This is a genomic window from Sorangium sp. So ce363 (assembly GCF_051520435.1).
GTDB classification, from domain to species: domain Bacteria; phylum Myxococcota_A; class Polyangia; order Polyangiales; family Polyangiaceae; genus Sorangium; species Sorangium cellulosum_B.
Window position 1 is genome coordinate 8635495 of record NZ_CP150333.1, and the last position, 20083, is coordinate 8655577.

Here is a 20083-nt window from a genome sequence, read left to right on the forward strand (position 1 = left end):
AGGGCAAGCGGTAGCCATCGTCGTCGCGGCTCGGCTCCCACGGCTCGCGAGGATCGGCGCGCATCCCGTCCGTGTCCACCACACCGCAAGAGTCCAACTCGCCGGCGTCCGGGCATCGCCGACGCCGGCCGCCCCCGGGCTCGCGAACGCCGGGAGCGCCCTCACCGGTCGGGGACGGAAACCCGTGGACGCGGTCCTCGGACCAACGCTTCGAGGACGGCGGCGCGATCTGACGGGCGTCGGGCCCGCTCGCCGCCGGATCGAGCGAGCGAACCGATCTCACCGGCGTGGTGCTCAGCCAGCGTCAACCCGCAGCAGGATTGACCTTGCGGACGCCAGGTTCCTATGATGCCTGGCCCCTGAAATTTCAGGAGGGCCATCAATGACATTCATCACGCTGGCACATTCCTCGGGCAACCGCCCGCCGCTTTACATTCGACCTCTCGCCATCGAATTTTTATTACAAGAGGAGAAGGGGACGCTCCTCAATGAACTTCATGGACGACGCCACCTGGAAAGTCGCCCGATCGAATCCTTGTTGAGCGCCATCCAAGGGGATGACCCATTCGTCAAAATTCCGTTCTCAAAGAACTCGACACACGCATGGGGATATCTTCGCCTCAGCGCAATTGAGTATATCACGAGCATCAACGACACAACGACGGTCCACACGTCAAGCGGCCGAGATTACATGGCCGCAGAGCCGCCGAGCGAGCTCATGGCCAGGTTTCCCGACGAGACATTCGATTGCATGCACAGCAACGAGGGACAAGCCATTTACTTTCGTCGCGAGCGATTGCTCGGAGCGTCTCCCCTCGAAGATTCGTCCACCTACGTTTACACCTTCGACAGCCGGGAGAGCGTGCACAGCGACCAGCTCGAGCCGAATTGGACAATGAACATGACAGCCGCTCAGGTCAAAGACGGTCGAGCATTTTTTCGGGCGAACCGGATAAAAGGCTTCCGGACGGACCAAAGCGGAACCATTGAATTACACGGCGCAGTCAAGCTTGCAGGCCTACCGGCCGAGGCTGTGCTTAAAGCATGCCCGATCGCGCATCCGGTGTCCTTCGCGCAATGCGCCGCCGGACAAGGCGGATCGGAATATAGATACGATTGGGTGCTGGATCGGGACACGATCCATGCGATTGTCCCGAGAAATCCGGGGTTAGGCCTGGACACCCATATCGGCACCCCATTTTCAGGTCTCGACACGGTCGATCCGATCGACAAACTCATAGCTCAGCTTGATTTGACGTCATTCATTCGACTGACTCGCAATTCGGACGGACGCGGCACGAACGTTCCATCAGACTACAACAGCCAGCATCCGTGGGCCTACTATCGTCCGGAATCTATTCTGACCATGGAAGCGAGAGGCCATGGAACAGCAATCACAACGAGCGCCCATTCGCATGTCGTCGATGAAACACCGGAAGAAGTTCTAGAGCGACAAACGGGTTGAAACCCCAGAAAAGAGCAGGAATTTGAACCGCCAAGCGCGCCAAGGACGCCAAGATTGTGTTTTGTTCTTGGCGTCCTTGGGTCCCGGTAGGGACGGCCCGCGCTGACCTACTTTCGGTCAGTCTGGGCCGCCCCCCGGACAGAACCCGGCGAGCGGATTTCCCGCACCGGGCTCCCACCTCGGGTCAACGGACTGGCTCGCGGTAGAGCCGGCCAGGGATGATGGATGCGGGGCGGCGGGAGGGGAAACCGCTCGTCGAACCCCGTTCGTTGCCGTCGGGACCAGTGCGCGCGCTGGCTCCTGCGCTGAAGCTGGCGGTGCCAGCTTGCGCGCACGCGTTCCCGAAACTGCTGCAACGCCCGGTAGTTCGTGGGCACTCCGTAGTACCGGAAGTGCCCTTCGAGCACGCTGGAGAGCCATGCGTGCTGGGTTGGCACGGGCTCATGCCTGCGCTCGTGCATCGCTTCGCGCAGGCTCGCCAGCTTGGCGTTCCGTTTCTTCCGCGAGGTGCGGCGCTTCAGCTGGAACTCGCCTCGCCGGCTTGCGCCGGCGATGTGCGTGAACCCCAGGAAGTCGAACGTCTCAGGGCGTGCACGCCCATCGCGCTCGGCGTCCTGCCGGGCGAATCTCCCGAACCGAAGCACCCGGGTCTTCTCCGGGTGCAGCTCCAGGCCGAACTTCGCGATGCGGGAGGCCAAGGCCTCCCGCATCGCGCGCGCGTCCCGCTCGAACTGAAAGGCCATCGCGAGATCGTCGGCGTAGCGCACGATGTACACCTCACCGCGTGCATGCCGCTTCCTCCACTGGTTGACCCACAGATCGACCGCGTAGTGAAGGTAGACGTTCGCAAGCAGCGGGCTGATGCTCCCGCCCTGTGGCACTCCTTCCTTCACCTCGCGTAGCTCGCCTTCCTCCATGACGCCCGCGTGCAGCCACTTCATCAGCAGCCGCACCATGCGCCTGTCCCCGATCCGGTGCTCGAGGAACTTCTGCATCCATCCGTGATCGATGGTGTCGTAGAACGATCGGATGTCTGCATCGAGCACCCAGCTCGTCTTCCGGCTGATGGCCTCTGCGAGTGCGTTCAGGGCGTCGTGCGGCCCCCGGCCGGGCCGGAAGCCATACGAGAACCCCAGGAACGCTCGCTCGTAGATCGGCTCCAGCACCATCCGCGCCGCCTGCTGGACGAGCTTGTCTTCCAGCGCCGGGATGCCGAGCGGCCTCACGCGCCCATCGCCTTTCGGGATGTGCACGCGCCGCACCGGCTGCGGGTGGTAGCTGCCGCGATGGATGCGATCCTGAAGGTCGAGCAGCCGAGCGTCGAGGTGCTCGCCGTACTCTTCCCACGTGATCCCATCCACTCCGGGCGCCGCGCGCTTACGCAGGCGCTGGTACGCCTCCTTCAGCAGCGGCGCCTTGATCGCGCTCAGCAGGTTGTCGAACCGCTCCCCTTTCTTCTCCTTCGCTCGCTGTCCGATCCGCACCACTTGCGTGGGCGCGCCTTGCCGGTCCTGAGCCCGGGACGCGTTTCGTGCTGCGGATTTCCCCTCGGCCGCGGGCCGTCCCTCCACCGACTCGACGGGCGTTACCCGCGTCTTCGCCGGCTTCTCCGGTACCATGCCCCCGTCCGACTCCTCGAAGTACAACACCACGGAGTGCGGCTTTGTGCCTTCCCGCGGCTGTCCGCTGCCCACCACCGGCATCGCGGCTCCTTCGAGGTCTCCCGGTTCCCGTGCATGAGGCGTGTGTGCGCGTGCCGAACTCCTCGACCCCGGAGGGGGTGGTTGGCCCAGGTCCACTTTGTTCGGGCCTCCACCATGGCCTTCCACGCAAGACGATCGTGTCGGCCCCCTCGAATTCAACCGTTTCGGGGCTGTATCACCCGGCCCGCTCACTCGTCCCCCTACGCTTCGCCTCGTGGGTCGCTCCACGCTGCGCAAGGGCTGGCCTTCCCGGGGGTGGACTCCTCCCGGGGCAGGACTCGCTCGATTCGCTGGTGCTGCTCCTCGTTGCTCACCTGCTCCCTCATGCCGGTCTTGACCGGCGCATCCGCCTTGGCGGCTCATTTCTCGCTCGATCAACGTGATCGGTATCCTAGGATCCGTCGATCGTGAGCGGCGAACGTCGTGACGGCCTCCGCTCGGCGGCGTCGACGGGCTGCCCAAGGAGGACCTGAGTCATGGCGGAACGACAAGCAGCAGAGTTGCTCTCCGTGGATGCGGATGCCGCAGAGCCGGTATCCGACGCGCGTCGGTGCGCCCCGAGACCGACTGACAGGCCCGCCCGGCGGTTCGGGCGTGGCGCATCGCCCCGTGAGATCCCGCGCCGGCGCCGAGCACATCCCGGAAAGAGATCCATCTTTCCCGGATCCGATGCTTTCGGGCACACCCGCCGCGTCCTTAGTCTGCTCCTCATGCAGATGAAGGCAGCCGTCTACGAGCGATACGGTTCTCCATCGGTCCTCGAGCTGCGCGAGATGCCCGCGCCGGAGCCGCGGGACGATCAGGTGCGCATCCGAGTGCATGCGACCACGGCGACGGCGGCGTGCCAGATGATGCGGCGAGGCGACACGCTCATGGCGCGGGTCGTGCTCGGCTTCTTCCGGCCGCGGCGACGCTTCCGGGTGCTCGGGATCGAGGTCGCCGGCACCGTGGAGCGCGTCGGCCGGCGCGTCACGCGGTTCCGCCCCGGCGATCGCGTGTTCGGCTTCACCGGGTTCGGGTCCGGCGGGTACGCGCAGTACGTGTGCCTGTCCGAGGACGCGTCGATCGCGCACGCCCCCGCCGGCCTGAGCCACGAAGAAGCGTGCTCGCTGGTCGACGGACCGACCACCGCGCTCTACTTCCTCCGCGACCGGGCGCGGCTCCGGACCGCCGAGCGGATCGCGATCGTCGGCGCGTCCGGGAGCATCGGCACGGCGGCCGTCCAGGTCGCGCGGCACCTCGGCGCGGAGGTGACGGCGGTCTGCAGCGGTCGAAACGCCGAGCTCGTGCGTTCGCTCGGCGCGCACCACGTCGTCGACTACACGCGAGACGACTACGCGGCGCGCGCCGACGCGTTCGACGTCGTGTTCGACACGGTCGGCGCGAGCTCGTTCGCGCGCGCGCGGCGCTGCCTCTCGCGCGGAGGCCGATACCTGATCACGGTCGGGGGCGCCGAGCTCTACCTGCGCGATGCATGGAGCCGGCTCTTCGGGAGCAGGAAGCTCGTCTTCGGAATGTCCGTCGACAAGAAGACCGCGCTCCCCGAGGTCTCGGAGCTCGTCGCGCGCGGAGCGCTCCGGCCGGTCATCGACCGGCGCTACGCGCTCGAGGCCATCGCGGATGCGCACAGGTACGTCGAGACGGGACGCAAGCGGGGCAACGTTGTGATCGAGGTAGGCGCGTGATACCCCGATTCGCGTGAGCACACGCGACGCGCTGAGGCTCGGGTCGATCGAGCAGATCCACGGGCTCATCGGGCGCCCGCCGCCCGCGCATCCGCTGATCTCCGTGATCGCCGCGTCGTGGCAGGAGCCGCTGCGCATCGAGATCCCGATCATCGGGCGCCCCATCGAGTCCGGGCTCTACGTGATCAGCCTGAAGCGCGGGGACGAATGCCACGCCGAGTTCGGGCGACAGGTGCACGACGGGCAGGAGGGCATCATCGTCTTCGCGTCACCGGGCCAGGTGATCACGCCGATCGGCGGCGAGAGCGAGCTCGCCCACGAGGGGGAGGGCTGGACCGTCGTCTTCCACCCCGACGTGCTACGCGACACGCCGCTCTCGGACGCGATGCACCAGTACCGGTTCTTCGGCTACGCGACGCACGAGGCGCTCCACCTCACACGGCCGGAGCGAGAGACGTTCACGGGCCTCGTCCGGCAGCTCGAGCGCGAGTCCTCGGTCCCTCCCGACTCGTTCGCGCCGGACGTGCTCTCGGCGCAGCTCCAGCTCCTCTTCACGTACTGCCAGCGCGCGTACGCGCGCCAGCTCGAGATCCGAGCGCGGGCGGGCGGCGTGGCGGAGCGACTCGACCGTCACCTCGACGCGCGCTTCGCATCGGCCGCGCAGGTCGAAGGCGGGCTCCCCACGGTTCGATCCTGCGCGCGCGCGCTCGGGTACTCGCCCGACTACCTGAGCGATCTCCTGCGCGCGGAGACAGGAACGAGCGCGCGCGACCACATCCACCGAGCCCTCATCGAGGCCGCCAAGGCACGGCTCCTCGCGTCGGACGCGAGCGCGAGCGCGGTGGCCTACGCGCTCGGATTCGAGCACCCGCAGCACTTCTCGAAGCTCTTCCGGCAGAAGACCGGACAGTCGCCCGGCGAGTGGAGACGTGCGGCGACGGGGCCGAATACGCGCCGCGAGACCTCGGCGTAATCTCACGCGCCGCACACGTAGCAGGCGGTCACCTCAACCTGGGTCGGGTCGCGCCGCCGGCCAGACCGACGTGTCCAGCGAGACGACGCCGCCCTCGAAGCGGATCGGCGCGGCAAGCAGCGCCCGGAACGCCTTGTACCCTAGCCCCCCCGGGCGGAAGGCGTGCAGGAACACGTGGTGGCGCCCGTCGGCGCCCACGGCCACGGACGGGTGCCCTGGCCCCCACCATTCCTCGCTGGAGCTCAGGAAGACCTCCGACGACTTGCGGTACGGGCCCGTGGGGGCGTCCGCCACGGCCGCGCCGATGCCGTAGTACGCGGTCGAGAAGTCGTTGCCGGCGTAAAGCAGATAATAGCGCCCGCCCTCCTGGGTGATCCAGACGCCCTCGATGAGGTGCGCTTCCCAGGGCTGGTCGTTCTCGAGGATGACGGCGGGCTCCCCCTCCAGCCTGCGGCCGTCCGCCGACAGCCGCTGAGCGTAGATGCGGGTCCTGAGCGCCCGCGATATCCCGGCGATCTCCCCCGCCGCCGCGCCGCACGCCCGCGCCCGCAGCTCCTCCATCCGCCCCGCGAACCCCGCGAAGTCCGCGGTCGCCGCCTCGATCAGCGGCTGCAGGACGAAGAATTGCTCCATGGGATCGAGCGTCGCCACCCACGGCCACAGCGTCAGCGCCAGGACCGCGGTGCGCTGGTCTTTGCGGGCCACGAACAGCTCGCGCACCAGGGCGGGCTCCCGGTGAAGCAAGGCGGCCAGCTGGCGGGGCCACACGCCGTTGTCATCCTTTTTCCAGACCAGCCAGGGCGCGCCGTGGGCGTCCACGAGGAGGTGGGCGTCGATCACGTCCCCGGTGACGATCGGCGCGTGTTCCGCCTCGAACGGGCCGTCCGGGCTCGCGCCTCGGGCGAGGCCGATCGCGAGCGAGCGGTCGTGCATGCGGGCCGTGAAGCAGAGCCAGGTTTCGTTCCCGACCCGGTGCATCTCCGGCGCCCAGAAATCCGCCTGGTTGCGGCCGGTCAGCGTCCAGGCCGGCGCGCGCCCCTCCGGGAAGACGAAGCCGGTCAGCCGCCAGGTCGTCAGGTCGTTCGAGGCCAGGATGGGAAAGGCGTTCGGCGCGTCGTTCGAGGTCACGAGCAAGCGCCACGCGCGCTCGCCCACCCGCACCACGCACGGGTCGCCATAGCCGTAGAGGATCTCCGGCGCGATGGCCTCGGTCAGCAGGGGCCGCAGCGGCGCCCCGCACTTCCGCGGCGGCGGCGGGGTGCGGGCGAGCGGCATGCGGGTCCCGAGGTCGCGCGCCAGCGCCTCGAAGAGGTCGAGGTAGTCCGTCTGCTCCACCCGGGCGAGCTCATAACGCCGCGTGTCCTGCCCCGGCTCGGTCACCTGGAAGCTGCGCGGCCCCCCGCCGTCGACGGTGACTCCGAAGGTGAACGGTGCGCCAGGCGGCGTCTGCAGGACGATGGCGTCGGCGTTCATGCGACGGGCTCCTCGAGGACTGCCATGCTCGGCAACAGGGACCTGAGTCCGGTCGCGCCGCCGTCCGCCGGAGGCTCGCCGGGTGCGGCACGGCCCCGGCCGCTGCTACCCCGGCCCGGGAACGCTGCGATGTTGTACCACGGTCGCTGTCCTCGACATGCTGTACGTGTTCATGACGCTGGGGCTCACCGGCGAAGCTGAGCGCCAGCGACCCAAGCGACGACCGACATGGAACGAGGCGCATGCCGAGCAGAACGAAAGAACGACCGGAATCTCCACTTCCGAAGGGCATCGGGAAGCCAGCGCTGCGGGCGCTCGCTTCGGCCGGCGCCTCTCGCCTGGACCAGGTCGCTCGGCTCACGGAAGCCCAGCTCATGGCGCTTCATGGCGTGGGCCCCAAGGCGATCGGGGTCATCAAGGCTGCCCTCGAAGCAGAAGGAAAGTCTCTTGCCAAAGACGCGTAGACCTCGTCGTCCAGGCGCCGCATCCCGCGTGCGCCTGCTCCGGGGGGCGCCGACGATCCGATAGCGAGCGCACGGGGCGCAGCGTCGAGGGGCGCTGAGGCCTCGCCCCGGACGCGATTGCGGCGCGCGGCAGGGAGGAGATCGAACACGACACCTCCTGTCCGCGCGCCGCCCCCTCCGCCGACGGACGGGATATTCCGCGCGCGGTGAATGTTCACGCGACCCCGCGCAACAGAGGCCGCGGAGGCCAAGAGGACCATGCGATCGAGTTGGAGGTTCGGAGCCGCCCTCGCCTGCGGGCTCGTGGCGCTGCCCGCGGGCGCCGCGTGGGCGGCCAGCACGCCGTCGTGGGAGGCCGTGCCCTCGATGATCACCCCGCGGGCCGAGCACTCGGCCACGGTGCTCCAGGACGGCCGCGTGCTCGTCGCGGGTGGATTCACGGAGGTGGACGACGGGACGCCGTACGCAGCGCGCACGGCGGTGGGCCTCACGGCGGTCGAGATCTACGACCCCGCGACCAGGACGTGGGCGCCTGCGGCGCCGCTCTACCAGGGCCGGCGCGGTCACGCGGCCGTCCTCCTGCCGAACGGCCAGGTCCTCGTGGCGGGCGGCCGGCTCAGAAGCGAGCAGAGCGGGACAGAGCTCGGCTCGGCGGAGCTGTATGACCCGACGAACGACACCTGGACCAAGGTGGCGAACCTGGCCAAGCCCCACCCCGTGCCCTCGATGGTGCTCGTCGACGGCAGGCCCGTGCTGGTCGGCATGGCCTGGTCCAACTTGCTGTTCATCGACGAGATGAACGCGGCCGTCTACGACCCGGCGTCGCGCTCCTGGACGGAAACGGCCTTCTGCCTCGACTCGACGATCAACCCCGTGAGCGCGACGCTGCTCCACGACGGGCGGGTGATGTCGGTCGGGAGCCGCTGCAGCATCTATGACCTGGAGACCCGGCTCTGGACTTACGAGCACGGGTCGGTGCTGCCGACGTCGGCGTACAGGTACCCTGACGCGATGACGCTCGCGAGCGGCGGTGTCCTCGTCACGGGAGGCACCCTCTTCGGTCCCGACCCGGCGGTCCACGCCTTCTCGCAGGTCTACTTCCCCGAAGAGGACCGCTGGGCGGCGACGTCCGGGCCCTATGCTCCGGCCTCGTCGTGCGATACGGCCCCGGGATCGAGCGTCCGGGGGACGCGCACATCGCTGCTCCCGAGCGGGAAGGTGCTGCTGACCGGAGGCCTGGAGACCTGCGGCACGTACGGTACGAGCACCTACAGAGTTCCGTTGTACGGGACGAAGGCGCTCTTCGACGAGGCGACCCTCGCCTGGTCGAGCCTCGATCTGGAATCGCCGGTCACCCTGGCGCGCGCGCTCCACTCCTCGACGGTCCTCAGGGACGGCAGCGTGCTCATCGCCGGCGGGTACGTCGACGCCACGACCCCGACGGCGTCGGCCGTGCTCTTCCACGAGCGCTCGCCGCTCGGCGCGGGCTGCGCGACGGACAGCGACTGTGGCAGCGGCTTCTGCGCGGGCTCGGTGTGCTGCGACGCGCGCTGCGACGGCTCCTGCGACGCCTGCGCGGCCGCGTCAGGCGCGTCGCAGGACGGCGCCTGCACGCCGGTCACGGGCGTCGCCTGTGACGACGCGGACGCGTGCCTCGCGGGCGGGGTCTGCGAGGCGGGCGCGTGCGTCGGGGGCGCGGCGGCGCCGGACGGGACGCCATGCGGCGACGGCGACGTGTGCTCGACGGCGAGCGCCTGCCTGGCCGGGGCCTGCGTGGGGTCGAGCCTCGCGGTGTGCCTGCCCGCCGACGAGTGCCACGAGGCGCCGGCGTGCGACCCCGCGGCCGGGTGCGCGGCGCCCGGACCCGCGTTGCCGGACGGCACCCCCTGCGCTTTCCCAGGCACCGAGGATCGGTGGCAGGAGGCGGCGCGGATCGACCGCTCCATCCTCTCCGGGTTGCAGACCACGGTGCTCCTGGACGGGACGGTCCTCGTCATCGGCGGGGCCCCGGTGCCCGGCCGGAACGAGACTCGGCGTGTCTGGACCCGCTACGATCCGAGCACGGGCGCGTGGGCGCCGACCGAACCGATCGACGGCTTGCGGAGCTTGCTGACGCCCACATTGCTTCCGGACGGGACGGTCCTGGTGATCGGCGACAGCCCGTTCGTGTACCCCGATTATGGCCCCGCGCCGACGAGGCGCTTCGACCCGGCGACGGGCGTGTGGACGCCGGCCGCGTCCACGGTCGCGCCGCGCTTCGGTCACACGGCCACGCTGCTCCAGGACGGCCGGGTGCTCGTCGCCGGCGGCGACCAGCCCGGCGGTCCCGGCGGCGTCCTGGTCGAGATCTACGATCCGGTCGCCGACACGTGGACCGCGAGAGCGCCCATGAACGTTGCGCGACAGGGCCACTCGGCGACGCTGCTTCAGGATGGCCGGGTCCTCGTCGCGGGCGGCGCTGACGGGTATCCCTCCGAGAGACCGGAGCACCACCTGACGAGCGCGGAGGTGTACGACCCGGCGACCGACGCGTGGACGCCCGTCGCCTCGATGCGCTGGGCTCGCATGCGGCACACGGCGACGCGGCTTCCAGACGGCCGGGTGCTCGTGGCCGGAAGCTGGGGCGCTGACAGCGGCAAGACGGCCGAGATCTACGATCCTGCGACCGACACGTGGGCCTCGGCGACGGAGATGGCCACGGCGCGGAGAGCTCATGGAGCGGTGCTCTTCGCCGACGGCAGGGTCATGGTCGCGGGCAGCTCGCAGGACGTGAACGATGGGGCCCTCGCCGTCGAGCTCTACGATCCGGCGAGCGACACCTGGGCGCTCGGGCCGGCGCTGGCCGTGATGGTCCACGGCCACGCGACGGCGCTGCTCAACGACGGTCGTGTCCTGATCGCCGGCGGCACCGCCGGCTCTCTGGCCGAGCCGTATCAGAAGATCGACCATGCGTGGCTCTATGTCCCGGCGCAACCCGCGTCGCGCGGGGCGTGCCAGGCGGGCGCCTGCGTGCCGGGTGGAGGCGGCACGAGCGGAGACGGCGCGGGCGGCGGTGCGAGCAGCGGCACGGGCGGCGACGGAGGGGCGGGAGGCACGGCCACAAGCGGTGACGGCGGCGCGAACAGCGGTGGTGGCGGCGACCTGAATAGCGGTGGCGGCGACCCGAACAGCGGTGGTGGCGGCGGCGCGAACAGCGGTGGCGGCGGCGCGAACAGCGGTGGTGGCGGCGACCCGAACAGCGGTGGTGGCGGCGACCCGAACAGCGGTGGTGGCGGCGGCGCGAACAGCGGTGGCGGCGGCAGCGCAACCGGCAGTGCCAGCGCAGATGCAACCAGTAGCGCCGGCGGCGATGCGACCAGCGGCGTCGGCACCGGCGCAACCGGTGGCGGTGGCGAAGGCGGCGCTGCCACCGGCGGCGACGGCGGAGGTGCCAGCAGTGAAGTTGGCGCCACATCCACCACGACCAGCACGACCGCCGCCGGCGGCGATGACGCCAGCAGCGCCGGCACCGGCGCAACCGGCGCGCAGAGCAGCGGCGGCGGCGACCTCCCGAGCGCAGGAGGGGGCGGCGGCTGCCGCATGACGCCAGGCAGCCAGGGCGCGCCGGCCTGGCTGCTCGCCCTCGGGGCGCTCGCCACCGCGCGGCCGCGCCGGCGCCTCGCGAGGTCCAGCCGCTCCACCTGAGTGGCGGCCGGCGATCCAATCCGGGTTGTTCCCCTGGACGGCACAACCGGAGTTGGCCATCCGTCGAGCGCATCGTTGGACGGACGGCCGGCGGCGAGGGAGATCGCGCGGCAGGAGACATCGGCGTCGAGGCAGAGCGCCTCGCGTCACCCGATGCCGAGTCGACATCAACAGGCACCAGAAACGATGAGCCGCACAGGGATTCGGCGTCCCCTTCCCTCTTCCTTTCCCGCGGCTACGCCGTGTCGACGTTTTCATTCAGGCGCCGCGGCGAGCGCGCACGGGGGCGTCCAATCCGGGATTGCCTGTCCGTTGAAAGCAAAAACTTCCGCGTCGATTGCGGCGGCGGACTGAGCAATGGGGCTCGACACCGCGCCTGAGGTAGATATCGTGGGCGCTACCGAGGAGCATAGGGTTTCTTGGTCGCTGGAAATGGCTTCCAGCCGGAGCTGCGAACGCGGAGAGGCAGCTCAGAGGCTAGGTTTCAGGATTTCGTGAGCACGGGATGAACCAATTGCGAACCCTCGGGGGTTGGTTGCGCTGCGCGTTGCGGTTCGGATTCGGCGTTTCGGCGTTGTTGCTGGCGCCGCGCTTCGCGGAGGCGAAGTCGGTGCGGCCGGTGGAGCCGATCAAGGTGAACGGCAGCGAGCTCGGGACGATCACGATCTCGAACGTCATTCTGAAGGCGCCGAACCTGGACGACGTGCTGATCGTCAAGGAAAAGTTCCTGGTGATGTTTCTGGAGGAGATGCGCGATCTCGGCTACCGCGCGCTCGGCCGCGAGAACCTGGCGCTGAACCTGGATCGCTCGAGCGAGGCGGCTTTCATCCTGGCCGGGACGATGACGGCGGCGGACTGCGCCGACGAGCGAGGCCTCACCTGCGGCATCACCATCAAGTGGGAGCTGCTCGATCGCTCCTCCAAGACCGTGGTCTATCAGATGACGTCGAACCACGAGGAGATGGAGATGCGCGAGCTCGACCGCGCGGCGGCCGGCAACGCGCTGCTGCTCGGCAGCCTGCGCTCGCTGCTCGCCCGGCCGATGTTCGTGCAGGCCCTCCGGGGCTCGGGCGCCCCTGCGGAGGCGCCGGCCGCGCCCGAGTTTCCGCCCGGAGAGATGCGCGGCTGCCCGGCCCGCACCCTGGCGATGCCGAAGATGAGCGAGGATGTCTTGAACGCCACGGCGCTGGTCAAGCTCAACGACGGCGTCGGCAGCGCGGTCGTGATCTCTCCGGATGGCTTGCTGCTCACCGCGGCGCACGTGGCGACGACGCCCGAGGTGGTGGTGAGCTTCCGCGACGGCCAGGAGCTTCCGGCGACCGTGATGCGCGTCAACGAGCAGTCGGACGTCGCGCTCTTGCAGCTGAAGGATGGCTCGCGCGAAACGCCTTGCTTGACGCTGCGCATGCCGCCCCCGAGCACCGGCGACGACGTGTTTGCGCTCGGCGCGCCCGGCGGCGAAAGGCTGTCGTTCTCCGTGACGCGCGGTATCGTCAGCGGCCAGCGCACGTTCGACGGCAACAGCTTGATCCAGACCGACACCAGCATCAGCCCAGGCAACAGCGGCGGGCCGCTGGTCGACGACGAGGGTCAGGTGGTCGCTATCATGACGTTCAAGGCGACCGGGCAGGGCATCGAGGGCCTGGGCTTCGGCGTGCCTTCGGCCACCGCGCTGTCGTCGCTCGGGCTGAGCTTCGGCGAGAAGACCGGGGCGCTCAAAGTCGAGCGTGTCGAGCGTAAAACGGCGTCGGGCGGGCTCGCGCTCAGCGGCGCGGCCGACAAGCCCGATCCGCCCTGGTTTTATGTGGGCAAGGACGCGCCCGGCAAGACGCCGGGTTGGGTCGGGCAGACGCGCGGCTGGGGCTGGGTGACGATCGTCGCCGGCGGCGCCACGGTCGGTACGACCGCGCTCCTGAACATCGGCAGTACGCCCTCCAGCTTCGGCACGCTCCGCACCTGGAACACCGTAGGTTGGGCCGTCGCCGGGCTCGGCGCGGGCATGGTGCTGAGCTCGTACGTCTTTGCGCCGGACAAGAAGCCGCCCGCGACCGGGGGGCGTTCGACGCCCGGCCGCACCTTCGCCGCCGGTGTCGGCGCGCCCGGCATCGGGCTCACCTCACTTTCCATCATGGGGACGTTCTGATGTTGCTCCGCACGCTGTGTGCTGCGCTGCTCTTTCTGCTGCCGGGAGGGTGCCTGCTCTTGCAAGAGCCGCCGCCGACGCGCCCGCTGGGCGGCGAGTGCGAAGACGACGACTGGTGCAATGAAGGCCTGATCTGCGTCTTCCCGTATGGGACGAACAGCCCGGGGGAATGCGGCGCGCCCGGTACGTGCACCGCCGACAGCGATTGCCCCGCGGGTCAGCTCTGCCAGGGCTCCACGATCGACACGTTCGGCGTGTGTCAAGCGAACACGGGCTGCATCTCCGACACGGCGTGTATGGAGGGCGCCACCTGCTACCGCGGTAGCTGCTTGTTCTTGTGCGAATCCTCCTCGGAGTGCCCCGAGGACACGTACTGCAGCACGCTAGATGATTGCCCGTACCGTATGACCTGCTCCAAGGCCTGCGCGTACCTCTGAGGCGCCGTCGAATCGCGCGTGTTTTGGGCCGAGGTTCGACGGGGGAGGGAGCGCGTGCGTGCGATCGGGTCGACCAGCCACGCGCACCGCGCGCCCTCGCGGGCGTAGATCGGCATCGCCAGCGCCACGGGAACGTGGCCTTTCGCCCGCCGCCCGTCAGCGACAGAGCGGCCGCGCGATCGCGCGTGAGAGCCGAGCTCGAGCCCTCAGCCGAGCGCCCCTCCGCCATCGACCACGCTCGCGTGCAGGCCCCGCGCGCGGGCGCGCAGCGCGGGATCGTCGCCCGAGAGCTGGGGCAGCATCGCGACGAACGCCCACTCCTGCACGCCCGAGTCGTCGAACGTCAGGTGAACGCGGTCGCCGTCGCGCTCGAACGTGATGGTGAACAGCGCACGGTCGAGCACGGCGTCGTCCGACGTCGTCGTGAACTGCTCCTCGTAGTCCTCCTCGACGAGGAACTCGCCCGACGCCGCCGCGCGAGCCTGCGGATCGTCCACGCGCACCACCAGCCGCGGCAGGTCGGTGCAGTGCACCGCGCCGAGCCCGCGCAGCAGCACCGCACGTAGCCACGCGCCGCCGAGATCGAAGCCGCCGCCCCAGAAGAACACCAGGCGATCGACGCTGAGCACGTTCGCCTCATCGTTGAACAGGCCCTTGAGCAAGAACCGCGACGTTGCGTCGCCCGGCCACGGCACGCCGTGCCGCCGGCCGAACTCGACCAGCGGCGGGGGCACGGCGCCCTCGCTCCACGGCGCGTCGGCGGTCTCCTCGTAGGTGACGTAGTCCGCGACGAGCCGCCGCAGCTCCGCCGCGGCCTGCTCCGCCGCGGCGACCGTCGAGAACTCCGCTGCCTGCATCACGACGTGGCTCATACGTGCAGTGTATACGATTCCGCGGGGCGACGGCGAGGAAGCCGTCGATTCAGGCGAAGACCATCATGAAAGGGAAGGACCGTGATGAAGCAGGGACCGGAGAGCCCTGATTCCGCTCGCGTCGAGCACGGGTACCCCGAGTGGGGCTTCGATGCCGGCGAGGTGACGCTGAGCTACGCCACGATCGGATCGACCGACAGAACGGCTCTGCGGGGGGTCCACAGCGCGCGGTGGGCGTTCGCCGCGGACGCCGGCGCCGGCGTCGAGCTCGGGATCGTGAGGCGACGCGACGTCGTCCTCGAGGCGCACGCGCTCGTCGCGCCCCCGTATCCGGTGGTCCGCCTCGTCGAGACCGAGGCGGCGCGCGGCGCGCGCCCGGCGCTGCTCGGCAGCCTCCGCCTCGTGGGGTGGCTGTGATTGAAGAGGAGGAGCGATGTCGCGGGGGCAGATAGGCGATGTCACGCCCGGCGCAAGGCGGCACTCCCTGGAGCTCGCCTCGTTGTTCCCATGGCACAAGCCACGACCTCGAGCGGATGGTGTTCCAGGAAACCCACGGAGACGGCCATGGAGACGGCCATGTGATCAAGGTCGATCACGTTGCTCGCGCTCGGGCTCGCAGTCCTGGCCAATAACAACCTTGGTTGCAGCAATGATTCCAGCGGCGGTGAGACTGGCGCCGGCGGCAAATACGACGGCAACGGCGCGGCGACCCCTGGCTCGACCGGTTTCCGCCCACCTCTGCACCATGCAGAGCAGAGCGGCGGTCTCCCGCACAGGAGACGGGCCCAGATCGGCGTTTTCGGCGCGCAAGCGCACTCCGGTGCGCTGAGCACCGAAGACGCCGAGGTGGGCCCGTATCCGAAGCGGGTGACCGTCGCTCTAAGGACCGGCGTCGCGCGCGCGGTACTCGGCGATCATCTCCTGCGTCACGTCGTGATCATAACAGAGAGGCGCGGTGCCTCCCGGCCGCGAGTAAGCGCTGCGCTTGCCGCATTGTCTGCCCGCTCGATCGGTATCGTAAGGACACGGGCAGCTCCCGCTGTACGCCGCTCGTGACTCGGCGATGAGCGCCTTCCGGATCGCGGCGTCCGTCTTCGGCGCATCTGCCCTGGCCGAAGGCGCCGCGAACATCGCCATTCCAACGACGAGCCAGTACCCAAGCCGCATAACCCGGCATCGTACCGACCCTCCGGAACCTCACAACATGATCTTTCGTTCAGGTGCCCCCGTGTGTTCACATCGGTCGAGCGGCTCCCTCGTGCGGCCGTCACCGCGCGCGCCGAGTCAACGGCGCCAGCTCCCGCCGTCGACACCGCCCGGCGCGACGTGGGCACCGGCCTCTCCGTGGGCGGACTGGTCCTCGGCTCCGTCGGATGTGGCTTTTCATCAACTGCATCCGAGCGGTTCGATCCTGGAGTTATCCAGCTTGCGATCGACCTGCTCGACGCCACTCTTCGCCATGATCTTCGCCAGGTTCGCGTAGAATCGAGCGAAGTGAACAGATCGTCGACGTCGCGGGGACCTCTCATCGATGTACCGCAGCGGTCGCTCACCCAGGCGGGTGAGCAGCGCCCGCTGCGCGCGAGCTGTCAGGTCGTCGAGGCGACGGCGGATGTCGCGGTAGGCTATTGGAGCTCCCTGGCCACCGCGGTCTGGATGAAGACGACTTACCCGCACCACGCCGCCTCCCTGAAGGCGGCGATCGTGGGGGCGCAGGCGAGCTCCCCGTCCCGCAAGGTGTGGCTGCTGCAGATCGTGACCCCTGAAGCCATCGTACCCGACACGCGCAGCCGCAGCGCTCTCGCCGGGATGTTGTGTTCGGTGGATGGCATCGTGTCCCACTCGGCGGTGATTCACATCGGGTCGGGCTTTCGCGCGTCCGTCGTGCGCAGCATCGTCACGGGGCTCAACGCCCTGGGACGCCAGCAGTTTCCACATCGTGTCTTCGCCAGCCTCGAGGAAGGCGTTGCCTGGCTGGCCACCCACGGCCTGCCGGACCGGGCGGCCGCCCATCACGACCTCTCGGCGTTCCATGAGGCCGCGATCGCGGGCCAGCTCACGAGCGTTCGGACGTGAGCGCCCTGCCCAGGGCATCGTGGCCTCGAGCCTCGTGTTCCCGCGCGTCCGCGGCGCCACATTCTCGACCGATCGAGAAACGTCTCCTCGTCTTGACGGGCGCGCCGCGACCAGGGATCCTCGCTGGCATGCGTCTCGCCGCGTTCGGGGTGATCCTGTTGCTCGTGGGCAACGCGCACGCCGAGTCGACGGCGCCAGCGCCCGCCGTCGACACCACCCGGCGCGACGTGGGCACCGGCCTCTCCGTGGGCGGACTGGTCCTCGGTTCCGTCGGAGCAGGCATGTTCTTCCTCACCCGACCGAGCGGCGACGATTCCTGCGGTTGCGCGTCTCGCGCATGGGTCTTTCCCACCGTGCTCATGAGCGTCGGAGGCGCGATGACCCTCACGGGTGTACCGCTCTGGATCACGGGTCAGATGAAGCTCGATCGCACCACGACCCAGGCCGAGCTGCAGCTCGGTCCGCTCGGCGGAAGCGTCCGGCTCCTGTTCTGAAGGCGTGCGACGCTCGCCCCGCCGCACCCCGCCGTCACGTGACCGCGGGCCCCGCGGCGAGCCCGCCCCTCACTGCTCCGCGGGCGCCCCGTCCCGTATTCCCAGCGTCTCCTCGCGCGCCGACAGGCACGCCTCGCTCCCCACGACGAACGCGCGGCAGTTGTCCGGCCTGATCTCGTAGATGGCGCAGCGCCGGTCCTCGCAGAGGTGCTGGCACCGCCCGCTCGCCGCGAAGCGCAGCGTGATCTTCCCGTCCCGCGCCCGCCGCACGTAGGCGCGCCCCGTGAGGTCGCCGCGCCCGGCGCCCCGGAAGCGCGCGAGGTCCACCTCGTCGAGCAACACGTTGGCGTCGTGGCAGCAGGCGCCGCACGCCAGGCAGTCGAGCGCCACCTCGCGGATCGCCCCCGGGTGCGTGCTGTCGCGCTCGCACCAGTCGAGGACCGAGCCCTCGTACTGCCGCTTCACCCGCGCCGTCGCGAGCCCCTTGGCCGGCCCCTCGCCCACGCGGCGAAAGCGCTGCTGCTCGATCGACAGGAGCGACCACAGCCCGAGCTCCGTGAGCTTCCCGTCCTCGCCGATGGAGAGCAGGAGGTCGACCCGCTCGTCCGGCAGCACGATGGCCGCGTGCCCGCCGGCCCTCACGTGCGCCGCTGCGCGGCTCAGGAAACGCGGGCGAAACCGGCGCCAGACGGGGCGAGACACGACGTATGCGGACATCGGGGCGCATCTTCGCGCCCCGGCCCCGCGCTGCCAAGCCCCGCCCTCGCCCGGCGGCGGCGCTGCGCTATGTTGGAAGGGTGCGACATCGCAAGAAGATCGTCATCGTGAAGACCGGTGAGCCCGTCCCCCCGGTCCTCGAGCGACGCGGCCAGTTCGCAGACCTGATCGAGCACACGATCGGCGCCAGCTGGAGCGGCGGATACGCCACCGTCGACGCCCGCACGGACGAGCTCCCCGCGCCCGGCGCCCCCGAGACCGCCGCCTTCGTCGTCACCGGCTCGTCGGCCAACGTCCCCCACCGCGAGCCCTGGATGCTCCGCTGCGAGGCGTGGCTGCGCGGCGTCGTGCACGCCGGCACCCCGACGTTCGGCATCTGCTTCGGCCACCAGATCCTCGCCCAGGCCCTCGGCGGCGAGGTCGTCCGGAACCCGCGCGGCCGCGAGATCGGCAGGATCCGCGTCCAGCGCCGCGCCGACGACCCCCTCTTCGACGGCCTGCCGTCGAGCTTCGAGACGCACGCGACCCACGTCGACACGGTCGGCACGCTCCCCGAGGGCGCCACGAGCCTCGCGTTCACCGAGCTCGACGACCACCAGGTCATCCGCTTCACGAGCACGTGCTACGGCGTGCAGTTCCACCCCGAGATGGACCACGACGTCATCGCCGGCTATATCGCGTGGCGGCGCGAGATCCTGCAGGCCGAGGGCCGCGACGTCCCGGCGCTCCTCGCCCCCATCGCGCCGGATCAGCTCGGCACACGGACGCTGCACAATTTCATCCGGCACGTGGTCGTGCGCGGCGCCTGATCCCTACGCCGCCGACCTGACCTGGGTAGTCCCCGCCCTGACTGACGCGCCGGTCAGTCGCCTCTCGACCTGGCCCGCCGACCGCGCGACGGGCTCACCCGCTCCTGCGCCTCGCCGGGGGCGTCCCCCGTCGCGGGCGCGGCGCGCTCGCCCTCCGGGCCCTGCGCCGCGAGCCCGGCCGCGGGGTCCATCCGGAGGTAGCCGCGCCGCAGGAAATCGTGGAGCGCCGTCACGATCCGCTCGCGCGGGCGGGCCTGCTCCTCGAGGGCGTTCTCGAACAGCACCTCCTTCAGCGCGCCGATCGTGAACGTCGCGTAGAGCTCGGTGTCCCCCGGCTCGATGACGCCGAGCCGCTGCCCCTCCGCGAGGCTCTGCTGCAGCAGGAGCTTCACCTCCTGGCGGAACGCCCGCAGCTCCTTGACGAACGCCGGGTCGAGCCCGGCCGCGTGCGACAGGAGGATGCTCGTCAGCGCCGGATCGTCGAGCAGGACGGCCACGATCGCGCGGATGTTGTGCTTGACCTGCGCCTCGACGTCCGCCGACGGGTCCACGCGCAGGATGGCGCCGCCGAGCCGCGAGAAGAGGCCGCGCACGAGCTCGCCGAACACCGAGCGCTTGTCGGGGAAGTAGAGGTAGAACGTCCCCTTCGCGACCTTCGCGAGCGCGACGATGTCGTCGACCTTCGCCTCGTGATACCCCTTCTCGGAAAACACGGTACGCGCGGCGCGGAGGAGCGCTTGGCGGCGCTCGGCCTTGTCCATAAGCCGGTCGCTTTACCATCACCGGCCCGCCATCTGGGGACCGATGTCTCCCCTCCGGCGTCGTGCGAGCCCGCCGGCTGAAAAGATCCGGAAAGTTCGCGGCACAGCGCACGACACGCGGACGCCGGGGGGGGCACCGCGCGCAATCAGACGCAACCGAACGCAACCAGCCGCAACCGAGCGCGGCGTCGGAACCTTGCACCCTGGACGCAGCGATGGCCCGAGATGGCCGGAAAACGGCATCGCGAGGCGACCAAGGCGCACCGGATTGCTTGATTTCCCGGACATCCCGTTGTAGCCATCACGACTGACCAGCCAGTCAGTCGG

The 20083-nt window shown here is 69.8% G+C and carries 16 protein-coding genes; 10 read left to right on the forward strand and 6 right to left on the reverse strand.

Annotated features, from left to right (window positions below; all coding sequences use genetic code 11):
* Positions 1-382 precede the first annotated feature (382 nt).
* On the forward strand, positions 383-1465 hold the full coding sequence (locus WMF12_RS32445; RefSeq protein ID WP_437851620.1) for a hypothetical protein: 1083 nt from the start codon (positions 383-385) through the stop codon (positions 1463-1465).
* Between the two features lie 107 nt (positions 1466-1572).
* Here WMF12_RS32445 and ltrA read toward each other — a convergent pair whose 3' ends face one another.
* The gene (ltrA, locus tag WMF12_RS32450; protein WP_437851622.1) at positions 1573-3264 is read right to left on the reverse strand and encodes a group II intron reverse transcriptase/maturase; all 1692 of its coding nucleotides are present in this window, start codon (positions 3262-3264) and stop codon (positions 1573-1575) included.
* A 620-nt stretch (positions 3265-3884) separates the two neighbouring features.
* Between ltrA and WMF12_RS32455 the strand changes: the two genes are divergently transcribed.
* Positions 3885-4853, forward strand: coding sequence for an NAD(P)-dependent alcohol dehydrogenase (locus tag WMF12_RS32455; RefSeq protein ID WP_437748058.1), 969 nt, complete (start codon positions 3885-3887; stop codon positions 4851-4853).
* A 13-nt stretch (positions 4854-4866) separates the two neighbouring features.
* On the forward strand, positions 4867-5826 hold the full coding sequence (locus WMF12_RS32460) for a helix-turn-helix domain-containing protein (protein WP_437851624.1): 960 nt from the start codon (positions 4867-4869) through the stop codon (positions 5824-5826).
* Positions 5827-5859: 33 nt separating this feature from the next.
* Here the strand turns inward: WMF12_RS32460 and WMF12_RS32465 are convergent, their stop codons facing one another.
* Positions 5860-7299 carry a family 43 glycosylhydrolase gene (locus WMF12_RS32465; protein ID WP_437851626.1) on the reverse strand — a complete coding sequence of 480 codons (1440 nt, stop codon included), beginning with the start codon at positions 7297-7299 and terminating at the stop codon, positions 5860-5862.
* Between the two features lie 722 nt (positions 7300-8021).
* Here WMF12_RS32465 and WMF12_RS32470 point away from each other — a divergent pair.
* The 3 genes from WMF12_RS32470 to WMF12_RS32480 all read left to right on the forward strand — a co-directional run bounded on the left by WMF12_RS32470 (position 8022) and on the right by WMF12_RS32480 (position 14027).
* Entirely contained in the window at positions 8022-11447 is a 3426-nt protein-coding gene (locus WMF12_RS32470; RefSeq protein ID WP_437851629.1) for a Kelch repeat-containing protein, read from the forward strand.
* Positions 11448-11952: 505 nt separating this feature from the next.
* Positions 11953-13590, forward strand: coding sequence for a S1C family serine protease (locus tag WMF12_RS32475; protein ID WP_437851631.1), 1638 nt, complete (start codon positions 11953-11955; stop codon positions 13588-13590).
* Positions 13590-14027, forward strand: a complete 438-nt coding sequence (locus tag WMF12_RS32480; protein ID WP_437851633.1) for a hypothetical protein — start codon at positions 13590-13592, stop codon at positions 14025-14027. Before WMF12_RS32475 ends, WMF12_RS32480 begins: the two co-directional genes overlap by 1 nt.
* Before the next feature lie 206 nt (positions 14028-14233).
* On the opposite strand, the gene WMF12_RS32485 is transcribed toward WMF12_RS32480, so the two are convergent.
* The gene (locus WMF12_RS32485; protein WP_437851635.1) at positions 14234-14899 is read right to left on the reverse strand and encodes a hypothetical protein; all 666 of its coding nucleotides are present in this window, start codon (positions 14897-14899) and stop codon (positions 14234-14236) included.
* 84 nt (positions 14900-14983) lie between these two features.
* On the opposite strand from WMF12_RS32485, the gene WMF12_RS32490 reads away from it, so the two are divergent.
* The gene (locus tag WMF12_RS32490) at positions 14984-15316 is read left to right on the forward strand and encodes a hypothetical protein (protein WP_437851637.1); all 333 of its coding nucleotides are present in this window, start codon (positions 14984-14986) and stop codon (positions 15314-15316) included.
* 462 nt (positions 15317-15778) lie between these two features.
* Here WMF12_RS32490 and WMF12_RS32495 read toward each other — a convergent pair whose 3' ends face one another.
* A complete protein-coding gene (locus WMF12_RS32495) occupies positions 15779-16036 on the reverse strand; it encodes a hypothetical protein (RefSeq protein ID WP_437873912.1) in 258 nt (85 codons plus the stop codon).
* A 93-nt stretch (positions 16037-16129) separates the two neighbouring features.
* On the opposite strand from WMF12_RS32495, the gene WMF12_RS32500 reads away from it, so the two are divergent.
* Positions 16130-16975 (forward strand): hypothetical protein, encoded by an 846-nt coding sequence (locus tag WMF12_RS32500; RefSeq protein WP_437851639.1) that lies wholly within the window; start codon positions 16130-16132, stop codon positions 16973-16975.
* Between the two features lie 128 nt (positions 16976-17103).
* Complete coding sequence (locus WMF12_RS32505) at positions 17104-17469, forward strand: hypothetical protein (protein ID WP_437851641.1); 366 nt, start codon at positions 17104-17106, stop codon at positions 17467-17469.
* 69 nt (positions 17470-17538) lie between these two features.
* Here WMF12_RS32505 and WMF12_RS32510 read toward each other — a convergent pair whose 3' ends face one another.
* Positions 17539-18186, reverse strand: a complete 648-nt coding sequence (locus WMF12_RS32510) for a YkgJ family cysteine cluster protein (protein ID WP_437851643.1) — start codon at positions 18184-18186, stop codon at positions 17539-17541.
* Between the two features lie 80 nt (positions 18187-18266).
* Here WMF12_RS32510 and WMF12_RS32515 point away from each other — a divergent pair, with 80 nt between their 5' ends.
* The gene (locus WMF12_RS32515; protein ID WP_437851645.1) at positions 18267-18995 is read left to right on the forward strand and encodes a glutamine amidotransferase; all 729 of its coding nucleotides are present in this window, start codon (positions 18267-18269) and stop codon (positions 18993-18995) included.
* 53 nt (positions 18996-19048) lie between these two features.
* Here the strand turns inward: WMF12_RS32515 and WMF12_RS32520 are convergent, their stop codons facing one another.
* Positions 19049-19756, reverse strand: coding sequence for a TetR/AcrR family transcriptional regulator (locus WMF12_RS32520; RefSeq protein WP_437851647.1), 708 nt, complete (start codon positions 19754-19756; stop codon positions 19049-19051).
* Between the last annotated feature and the right edge of the window lie 327 nt (positions 19757-20083).